We start from the raw sequence: 9,865 nt of genomic DNA on the forward strand, positions 1-9,865 counted from the left end.
TTGCACGGCTGGACCGGGTGGACGACTTCGCCGGTATTTCGCCGATGCGGTTCGGGCAGGATGGGGGCATGGTGCAGCTACCAGGAGTCCTCGGAGCCGCCGGGCCCGTGCACATCGCGCCCATGGCCGGGGGACCGAGCACCCCGGCGCTCGTCACGGCCGCGGCACGGGCGGGCTCGTTCGCCCAGCTCGCAGCCGGGTACCGGACGCCGGAGTCCCTCGCCGCCGAGGTCGCGTCGGTCCGCGCATCCGGGACCACGGCGTTCGGTGTGAACCTCTTCGTGCCGAACCCGGTACCGATCAGTGACGCCGAGTATGACCGCTACCGGCGACTCCTCGCGCACGAGCCCGGCGCCGTCCCGGTCCCGAAGCGCGAGGACGACGACGCGTGGGAGGACAAGGTCGCCCTGCTGCTCCGAGACCCCGTGCCCGTGGTCTCGTTCACGTTCGGGCTGCCCGACGCCGCGACCGTGCAGGCGTTCCGGCGGCGGGGCACGGTCACGGTGCAGTCGGTGACGGACCCCGACGAGGCGCGGGCGGCCGAGGACCACGGCGTCGACGCTCTCGTCGTGCAGGGCGTCGCCGCCGGCGGGCACTCGGCGGTGCTCGACCCTGCACGGGTGCTCCACGACCGGCCCCTGCCCGACCTCGTGCGCGCCGTGGTGGCGGCCACCTCGTTGCCCGTCGTGACTGCCGGTGGGATCGGCACGTCGGGTGACGTCACCGCTGCGCTCGCCGCCGGTGCCAGCGCCACCGCCGTCGGCACCTTCGTCCTCCGGACCGACGAGGCCGGCACGAGCTACACCCACCGGAACGCGCTCGGCGATCCCGCGTTCCGGGAGACCGCGCTCACGCGGGCGTTCACGGGCCGACCGGCGCGGGCCCTCGTGAACGACTTCGTCCGCGCCCACACCGACGCGCCCCTCGGCTACCCGGCCCTGCACCACCTCACCAAGCCGATCCGCGGTGCGGCCGCGGATGCCCGCGCCCCCGAGCGGCTCCACCTGTGGGCGGGACGCGCCTGGCGCGCCGCACCGACAGGCGCCGTCGCGGACGCACTCGCCACGCTGGTTCGGTGACGCGCGCAGCGAACGCACCCCGTGCCTCCCGTCCGGCGGTGCGCGCCACCCGTCGGACGGCGCTACGCTCGAAGACGGTCCGCGACGCAGCGCTGCGGTGACCCGCGGGCTTGTACGTCTTGAAGGTGATCCCAGGAGGACCCAAGTGACCGAATCCGCTCCCGTCGACCCCACATCGACCGACGGCTGGAAGAAGCTCGCCGGCATCGCCGACGGCTTCACCCCGGACCTGCGAGGGTGGTTCGACACCGACCCCGGTCGTGCCGAGCGCTACACGTTCCAGGCCGCCGACCTGACCGTGGACCTGTCGAAGGGCCTCGTCACCGACGAGATCCTCCAGGACCTGCTGCAGGTCGCGAAGGACACCGGCGTCGCCGAGCGCTTCCAGGCGATGCTCGCCGGTGAGCACATCAACGCCACCGAGGACCGCGCCGTCCTGCACACCGCCCTCCGCCGCCCGAAGGGTGCCTCGCCGGCGCTCGTCGTCGACGGCCAGGACGTCGACGCCGACGTGCACGCCACGCTCGACAAGGTCTACGCCTTCGCCACGAAGGTCCGCGACGGGTCTTGGACCGGTGTCACCGGCAAGCGCATCGAGACCGTCGTGAACATCGGCATCGGTGGCTCGGACCTCGGCCCGGTCATGGTCTACGAAGCCCTGAAGCCGTACGTGCAGCCCGGGCTCGAGGCGCGCTTCGTCTCGAACATCGACCCCGCGGACATCTACGAGAAGACCGCCGACCTCGACCCCGAGACCACGCTCTTCATCGTCGCGTCGAAGACCTTCGGCACGCTCGAGACCCTGACGAACGCCCGCCTCGCGCGGCAGTGGCTCTGGGAGCGGCTCGGCCTCACCGACGCCTCCGACGACGAGAAGTCGAACGCCGTCGCGAAGCACTTCGTGGCCGTCTCGACCGCGCTCGACAAGGTCGCCGCGTTCGGCATCGACCCGGAGAACGCCTTCGGCTTCTGGGACTGGGTGGGCGGCCGCTACTCGGTCGACTCCGCCATCGGCACGAGCGTCGTCATCGCCATCGGCCCGGAGAACTGGGAGCAGTTCCTCGCGGGCTTCCACGCCATCGACGAGCACGTCCGCACGACGCCGCTCGAGCAGAACGTCCCCGTCCTGATGGGCCTGCTCAACGTCTGGTACTCGAACTTCCTCGGCGCGCAGAGCCACGCGGTCCTGCCGTACACGCAGTACCTGCACCGCTTCGCCGCGTACCTGCAGCAGCTCACCATGGAGTCGAACGGCAAGCGCGTCCGCTGGGACGGCTCGCCCGTCACCACCGAGACCGGCGAGGTCTTCTGGGGCGAGCCGGGCACGAACGGCCAGCACGCGTTCTACCAGCTCATCCACCAGGGCACGCGACTCATCCCGACGGACTTCATCACGGTCGCGAAGCCCGCTCGTCCGCTCAAGGACGAGACCGGCGACGGCGGGGCCGTACAGCCCGGGCAGGACGTGCACGCGCTGTTCCTCGCGAACTTCTTCGCGCAGACGAAGGCGCTCGCGTTCGGCAAGACCGCGGACGAGGTCCGCGCCGAGGGCACCACGGACGAGGCCATCGTCTCCGCCCGCACGTTCACGGGCAACAAGCCGTCGACGTCGATCCTCGCGCCGGAGCTCACCCCGAGCGTCCTCGGCCAGCTCATCGCGCTGTACGAGCACATCGTGTTCACCGAAGGCACCATCTGGGGCATCGACTCGTTCGACCAGTGGGGCGTCGAGCTCGGCAAGCAGCTGGCGCTGCAGATCGCCCCGGCGGTCGACGGCGACCAGGCTGCGCTGGACGCGCAGGACTCCTCGACGAAGGCGCTCATCGCCAAGTACCTGGAACTGCGCGGCGAGTAACGCACGCACCTGACTGACGGGAGGCGCGGTGCCGGCTGGCACCGCGCCTCCCGTCCGTCTGCTGGTCGCCCTGCGGCCGGCGGCCGTTTCGCGCTCACCGACAGTCCACGCGCCGCCGGGACCGTGAAGTGTCGGTGGGCACGAAAGTCCGGCCGGCCGGCCGCGCTACTTCTTGCCGCCGCCGAGCAGGCCGCCCAGGCTGCCGAGGATGCCGCCGACGTCGAGGCCGCCGCCCTTGCCGCCGCCCGCCCCGCCGGCCGCACCGGAGCCGCCGCCGAGGAAGCCCCCGAGCAGCCCGCCGATGTCGAACCCGCCACCGCCCGACTGCGTCGTCGCCTTCTGGTTCCCGAGCTTGCTCAGCACGATCGGCGCGACGAGCGGGAGCACCTTGCCGATGATCCCGCCGAGGTCCACGCCGCCGCCGGTGCTGCCGAGCGCCGCCGCCACGTCCTGCTGCTTGCCGCCGAAGACGTTGGCGACGATCTTGTTGCCGTCCTCCTCGTCGACGTCGTCGATCGTGCTGGGGTCCGGCTTCGCGGCGTGCTTGTCGAGGGCCTTGTCGAGCGAGGCCGCGCCACCGTTCTCCACGTTCTTCTGCAGCCCACCGACGAGCGCCGGGACCGCCTGGCTCACGGCGTTCCTCGCGGTCGCCTCGTCGATGCCGAGCTTCTTCGCGATGTCGCCGATCGGGATCGCCCCGAGGAGGTCGTCGAGTCCTGCCATGGTCGTCCACTTCCGTTCGTGGTCGTCGGCTGACCGTGCGGGAGCGCACGAGGTGCCGCTGCTGGCTGGAGGCTATCCGGAACCCGTGCGCGCGGTTCGTGTGCGGCGCTGTCGGCCGCACGGGTTACCGTCGGAGCATGGAGCGTTCGGAGATCCTCGCCGCGGCGGCTGCCGCGCACGCCGCCCGCATCGCCGAAGCCGGCGGTGACGACGCCGCCGCCCGCGAACGGGCCGAACTCGTCCGGAAGCGGGCGGACGGGCTCGTCGACCGGATCGAGCGGAGCGAAGCCGCGGACGACGCCGCGCGTGACGCCGACCGTCGGCGGGCGGGAGAGGCCGACCGTGCCGCCTCCCGGACCGAGGGCTCGCTCTCGGACTGGCACCGGATGGGCACGCGGCGCGGGGTCACGCCCGACGAACAGGTCCGCACGGCGTGGACGGTCACGGGCGTGCCGGAACCGGGTGACGCGCGGGCACTGGCGAACATCCTGCTGTCGACCGCGGGGCACGCCGGACGCGTCGCCGACGCCGCACGGAAGAACCCACGACTCTCGGGTGCCGCGAGCGCCGCGGCGCGACGGACGGTCCGGCGCTACACGGACCACGGTGCGGACATGGCGTCGTTGGGGGACGTGCTGGACGAGCCGGCCGACGACGACGAATGATCGCTGACCAGGACTTTCGTGGAGCGATCCAATCGTCATGTTGTCTTCATGACCGATTGACAGGACATGGATTCGGGTTACGATCCTTCCAAGCGATGCAGCCTGATCACTGACGAAGGAGTCACCCGCATGGTCGACATCAAACCGACAGCCCCGAGCGTCCCGCTCCCGCCGGTCGGACAGGGTCCGCACGTCCGCCGCCTCGGCGTCCTCGCGCTCGTCGCCACGTTCGGCGGCCTGCTCTTCGGCTACGACACCGGCGTGATCAACGGCGCGCTCCTGCCGATGAAGCAGGAGCTCGGCCTGACGAACCTCACCGAGGGCGTCGTCACGAGCTCGCTCCTCTTCGGTGCCGCGATCGGCGCCATGCTCGGCGGTCGGATCGCGGACGGCTGGGGTCGCCGCAAGACGATCATCCTGCTCGCGGTCACGTTCTTCGTCGGCACCCTGATCTGCGTCTTCGCGCCGGTGTTCGGCGTGATGGTCGTCGGTCGTGTCCTGCTCGGTCTGGCGGTCGGCGGTGCGTCCACGGTCGTCCCGGTGTTCCTCGCCGAACTCGCCCCGTACGAGATCCGCGGGTCGCTCTCCGGCCGCAACGAGCTCATGATCGTGATCGGGCAGCTGGCCGCCTTCGTCGTGAACGCGATCATCGGCAACCTCTGGGGTGAGGGCAACGGCGTCTGGCGCGTCATGCTCGCCGTCTGCGCGCTGCCCGCGATCGCGCTGTTCGTCGGCATGCTGCGCGTCCCCGAATCACCGCGCTGGCTCGCGTCGAAGGGCCGCAACGACGAGGCGCTCGAGGTCCTCGGCCAGATCCGCTCGAAGGAACGTGCCGAGGCCGAGCTCGAGGACATCAAGCGCTCGAACGAGTTCGAGTCGAAGGTCCAGCAGCAGAGCGGCTGGCGCACCCTGCTCGGCAACAAGTGGCTGATCCGCATCGTGCTCATCGGCGCCGGCATCGGTGTCGCCCAGCAGCTCACCGGCATCAACTCGATCATGTACTACGGCCAGACCGTGCTCATCGAGTCCGGCTTCCAGCAGTCGGCGGCACTCATCGCGAACATCGCCCCCGGGATCATCGCCGTCATCGGTGGCGTGATCGCGATCTACAACATGGAGAAGATCAACCGGCGCACGACGCTCATCCTGGGCTACTCGCTGACGACGGTCTGCCACTTCCTCATCGGCATCGCGTCGATGACGCTCGTCGAGGGCAACCCGGCCCGCCCGTGGGTCATCCTGTTCCTCGTCGTCGCGTTCGTGGGTTCGATGCAGACGTTCCTCAACATCGCCACGTGGGTGATCCTGTCCGAGATCTTCCCGACGCAGATCCGTGCGCTCGGCATGGGCATCGCGGTGTTCTGCCTCTGGATCGCGAACGCGTTCCTCGGGCTGTACTTCCCGACCATCGTCGCCGCGACCGGCATCACCGGGACCTTCTTCGGTTTCGCGATCGTCGGCGTGCTCGCCCTGCTCTTCATCTGGAAGTTCGTCCCGGAGAGCCGCGGTCGCACCCTCGAAGAGGTGGAGGAGGGCGTCACCACCGGCAACATCTTCACGGTCCCCGCGAAGCAGGCACGGCGGTAGACAGACCACCACAACGGACTGGAGGCGCGGTGCCAGCTGGCACCGCGCCTCCAGTCCGTTGTGCTGTCGCGTCTACGGGCGCAGGAGCACCTTGCCGACGCGGCCGGCGGTGTCCGAGGCACGGACCGCGTCGCGGACGTCCTCGAAGGCGAACGTCTCCGCGACGGGGAGCGTCAGCGAACCGTCGAGCACGCGGGTGATGAGCTCGCCGAAGAGCTGCCCCTTCGTCTCAGCAGGCATCGTCTTGCTGACGACGCTGCCCCAGAACCCCTTCACCGTGAGCTGGCCGAAGATGACCTTGCCGGACGGGATCTCGAGCGTGGGGGAGGCCATCGCGCCGAACACGACGAGGGTGGCGTTCTCGCCGAGCACGCTCGCGATGTCGCCGGCGGCCTTGCCGCCGACGGACTCGACGCCCGCGACGATCGGCGCGCCGCCGGTGATCGCGGCGACCTGGTCCTTCCAGTCGTCCGCGTCGGTGGCGACGATGCGCTCGATGCCCTGCTCGCGGAGCTCCTCGACGCCGGCGGCGCGGCGCACGAGCCCGATGACGTTGATGCCACGCGCGGCGCCGAGCTGGGCGACCATGCGGCCGACCGCACCGTTCGCGGCGTTCTGGATCAGCCAGTCGCCCTCGTGCAGGTCGAGCGAGTGCAGCAGGCTGATCGCGCTGAACGGCATCGAGACGAGCTGGGCCGCGGCCTCGTCGGGCATCGCGTCGGGCACCGGGACGAGCCCGGCGGCGTTCGCGGTGTAGTACTCGGCCCAGACGCCGAACGCCCCGCCGGCGACGCGCTGGCCGACCTGCAGGTTCGTGACGCCCTCGCCGAGGGCCTCGACCACGCCGAGCGCCTCGGTGCCGGAGGCCGCTGGCAGGTCGGGCTTGAAGCCGTACGTGCCGCGGACGGTCCAGAGGTCGTGGTTGTGGATGGGGGAGAGGACCGTGCGGACGAGGACCTCGCCGGCGCCGGGGGTGGGGACCGGGCGCTCCTGCACGCCGAGGACCTCGGCCGGCTCGGCGAAGGTCTCGTGGACGACGGCGCGCATGGTGGTGGGGGTGGTGCTCATGGACTAGTCCTCCGAGACGGTGATGGTGACGTCGATGTTGCCGCGGGTCGCGTTCGAGTACGGGCAGACCTGGTGCGCGGCGTCCGCGAGGGCCTGTGCCTGGTCGTGCTCGAGCCCGGGCAGGACGACCTCGAGCAGCACGGCCAGCTGGTAGCCGCCCTCGCCGTTCGGGCCGATCTGCACGCGGCCGCCGACGGAGGAGTCGGTGATCTTCACCTTCTGGCTGCGGGCGACACCCTGCAGTGCCGAGTGGAAGCACGCGGCGTACCCGGCGGCGAAGAGCTGCTCGGGGTTGGTGCCGGCGCCGGAGCCACCCATCTCCTTCGGGATCGCGAGGTCGAGCGCGAACGAGCCGTCGCTGGTGGCGACGCGGCCGTCGCGGCCGGCGCCGGTGGAGAGGGCCTCGGCGGTGTAGAGGGCTTCCATGGTGTTCCTTCCTTCGTGGGGTCAGTGGTCCGCGGCGGCGCGGTTCGGCGTCGCAGCGGCGTGCATGGTCTCGGTCAGCCGGTGCAGCGTCGCGATGAGTTCCGTCGCGGCGTGCTCGTCGGGCAGGCCCATCCCGGCGGCGATCGTCGACGGGATGTGGGCCAGTTCGCCGCGGATCGAGCGGCCGCGGTCGCCGAGGGTGATCGTGACGACCCGCTCGTCGGTGCTGCGACGTTCGCGACGGACGAGGTCCGACTGCTCCATGCGGCGCAGGAGCGGTGAGAGGGTGCCGGAGTCGAGCTGCAGGTGGTCGCCGAGACCGGAGACGGTCTGGTCGCCCTCGATCCACAGCGTCACGAGGACGAGGTACTGCGGGTAGGTGAGTCCCCACGGTTCCAGCAGGGTCCGGTACGCCTGCGTGGTCGCACGGCTCGCCGCGTAGAGGGAGAAGCACACCATCTCGTCGGTCACGGGCATGTCACAAGCATCGCACGCAACTCAGTTGTGCACAACCGTATCGGGGACACCTGTTGCCGATCTGTCTCGGTCACGCCCCGGTCGACCGCCCGTCGTCACCGCCGTCCCGACCGCGGCGAGGACGACGCCGATGCCAACGACCTGCGCGGACGAGAGCGTCTCCCCGGCGCGTCTGGCCGAGTGAGCGCCCCGCGTCGCCCCCGGCGCGGGGTTCGGTGCGGCGGACGGGAGGCGCGGGGCGGGGCCGACCCGCGCCTCCCGTCCGTCAGTCGGTCGCGTCGGCGGTCGTCGGGGCGGCGTCCGATCCGGCCTCCTCGGTGTCCTCGGGGCGGCTGCGCAGGCGCAGGGTCGCCGCGAGGCCGAGCACCAGGAAGCCCGCGGCCGACCAGGCGGCCGCGCGCGTGCCGTCACTGAACGCCTCGGCCGCAGCGGCTCCTGCCGTCGGACTCTGCTCGGTGAGTGCCGCGATCGACCCGCCGGAGGACGCGACCACGGCATCGGCGATCTGCGACGCGGCCGCGCTCGAGGACCCGGCGTCCTCGAGCCGGTGCTGCAGCAGCGTGCCGGTCGACGTGAACAGCACCGTGCCGAGCGCCGCGATGCCGAGTGCCGACCCGATCTGCCGGGCGGTGCTCTGGGCGCCGGAGGCCTCGCCGCTGCGCTCGACCGGGACGTCCCGCAGCACGACGCTCGTGAGCTGCGCGGTCGCGAGCCCGACACCGAACCCGTAGACGAACAGGCACGGCACGATCGCCCACCACGGCGTCGACGAGGTCACGACGAAGCCGATCGCCGCGACGCCGACGATCTCCGCGGCGATGCCGATCCGGACGATCCGCAGCGCGCCGATCCGCTGGCCGGCCGTCGCCGCGAACCCGCTCCCGACGAACGACCCGATGGCCAGGGCGAGCAGGACGAATCCGGTCTGCAGCGCCGAGTACCCGAGCACGTTCTGCAGCCAGATCGGCAGGGACAGGATGATGCCGAACTCGCCGAGGGACACGATGAGTGCCGCGATCGACCCGTTCCGGAACGACCCGATCGTGAAGAGGTCGAGCGCGATGAGCGTGGAGCGGCCCGCGCGCTGTCGCCGCCTCGTCCAGAGGACGAACGCCACGCCCGCGACGACGCAGAGCGCGAACGCGTAGGGGATCGGGGAGAGCGGTCCGGGCCAGGTCCAGTCGCCGACCGTCAGCCGGGTGGCGTTCGACCACCAGCCGTACGTGCGTCCCTCGATGAGGCCGAACACGAGCGAGGCGCTCGTCACGACGCTGAGGACGGCGCCGACGACGTCGATCCGGCCGGCGTGCACGGTGTCGCGGGACTCGCGGACGGTCAGGGATGCGCCGACGACGATCGCGATGCCGAGCGGCACGTTGATGCCGAACGCCCACCGCCACGAGAAGTCCGTCGTCAGCCAGCCGCCGAGGAGTGGGCCCACCGCGACCATGCCGCCGATCGTGGAGCCCCAGACGGCGAAGGCGATCCCGCGCTCGCGGCCGGTGAAGGTGGCGTTCACGAGCGAGAGGGTCGTCGGCAGCACCATCGCGCCGCCGACGCCCTGCACGATGCGGGCGAGCACGAGCAGGTCGCCCGTCGGGGCCAGTGCGGCGAGGACCGAGGCGAGCGCGAACACCGTGACGCCCACGATCAGCAGGCGCCGCCGGCCGAAGCGGTCGGCGAGCGAGCCGAACACGAGCAGGAGCGCCGCGAAGACCAGGGTGTAGCTCTCCTGCACCCACTGCACCAGGGTGGAACCGATGTCGAGGTCGGCCACGATGCTCGGGATCGCGACGTTCACGATGGTCGAATCGACGATGATGAGCGAGACGGCGATGCTGATGACGACGAGTCCGGCCCAGCGTCGGCGGTCGGGGGTGTGGTGGGTGCTCACGGGGCGGCTCCTCGGGTAGTCAGCATGCTGACTATCACCGTACGCCCGGAACGGCGACCTCGTGGAGCGCGCTCACGGGCGGGGTACGGAC

9 protein-coding genes are annotated in these 9,865 nt (G+C 71.2%); 4 read left to right on the plus strand and 5 right to left on the minus strand.

Annotation, left to right across the window (positions count from 1 at the left end; all coding sequences use genetic code 11):
• Positions 1 to 68: 68 nt before the first annotated feature.
• Both BJK06_RS11730 and pgi read left to right on the plus strand, forming a co-directional pair.
• On the plus strand, positions 69 to 1,079 hold the full coding sequence (locus BJK06_RS11730) for a nitronate monooxygenase (protein WP_070418046.1): 1,011 nt from the start codon (positions 69 to 71) through the stop codon (positions 1,077 to 1,079).
• 145 nt (positions 1,080 to 1,224) lie between these two features.
• Positions 1,225 to 2,934, plus strand: coding sequence for a glucose-6-phosphate isomerase (gene pgi, locus BJK06_RS11735; RefSeq protein ID WP_070418047.1), 1,710 nt, complete (start codon positions 1,225 to 1,227; stop codon positions 2,932 to 2,934).
• A 165-nt stretch (positions 2,935 to 3,099) separates the two neighbouring features.
• Here the strand turns inward: pgi and BJK06_RS11740 are convergent, their stop codons facing one another.
• Complete coding sequence (locus tag BJK06_RS11740) at positions 3,100 to 3,657, minus strand: DUF937 domain-containing protein (RefSeq protein WP_070418048.1); 558 nt, start codon at positions 3,655 to 3,657, stop codon at positions 3,100 to 3,102.
• Positions 3,658 to 3,794: 137 nt separating this feature from the next.
• Here BJK06_RS11740 and BJK06_RS11745 point away from each other — a divergent pair, with 137 nt between their 5' ends.
• Positions 3,795 to 4,322: a hypothetical protein gene (locus tag BJK06_RS11745; RefSeq protein ID WP_070418049.1), complete on the plus strand. Its 528-nt coding sequence runs from the start codon at positions 3,795 to 3,797 to the stop codon at positions 4,320 to 4,322.
• Between the two features lie 129 nt (positions 4,323 to 4,451).
• Entirely contained in the window at positions 4,452 to 5,909 is a 1,458-nt protein-coding gene (locus BJK06_RS11750; protein WP_070418050.1) for a sugar porter family MFS transporter, read from the plus strand.
• Positions 5,910 to 5,981: 72 nt separating this feature from the next.
• Here the strand turns inward: BJK06_RS11750 and BJK06_RS11755 are convergent, their stop codons facing one another.
• The 4 genes from BJK06_RS11755 to BJK06_RS11770 form a co-directional block, all read right to left on the minus strand.
• Positions 5,982 to 6,956, minus strand: a complete 975-nt coding sequence (locus BJK06_RS11755) for a zinc-binding dehydrogenase (protein ID WP_070419411.1) — start codon at positions 6,954 to 6,956, stop codon at positions 5,982 to 5,984.
• 24 nt (positions 6,957 to 6,980) lie between these two features.
• Positions 6,981 to 7,403: an organic hydroperoxide resistance protein gene (locus BJK06_RS11760; RefSeq protein ID WP_070418051.1), complete on the minus strand. Its 423-nt coding sequence runs from the start codon at positions 7,401 to 7,403 to the stop codon at positions 6,981 to 6,983.
• A gap of 21 nt (positions 7,404 to 7,424) precedes the next feature.
• On the minus strand, positions 7,425 to 7,880 hold the full coding sequence (locus tag BJK06_RS11765) for a MarR family winged helix-turn-helix transcriptional regulator (RefSeq protein WP_175473692.1): 456 nt from the start codon (positions 7,878 to 7,880) through the stop codon (positions 7,425 to 7,427).
• Positions 7,881 to 8,145: 265 nt separating this feature from the next.
• Complete coding sequence (locus tag BJK06_RS11770) at positions 8,146 to 9,774, minus strand: DHA2 family efflux MFS transporter permease subunit (RefSeq protein WP_070418052.1); 1,629 nt, start codon at positions 9,772 to 9,774, stop codon at positions 8,146 to 8,148.
• Positions 9,775 to 9,865 lie beyond the last annotated feature (91 nt).

The sequence above is a fragment of the Curtobacterium sp. BH-2-1-1 genome, from assembly GCF_001806325.1.
Classification (GTDB): Bacteria; Actinomycetota; Actinomycetes; order Actinomycetales; family Microbacteriaceae; genus Curtobacterium.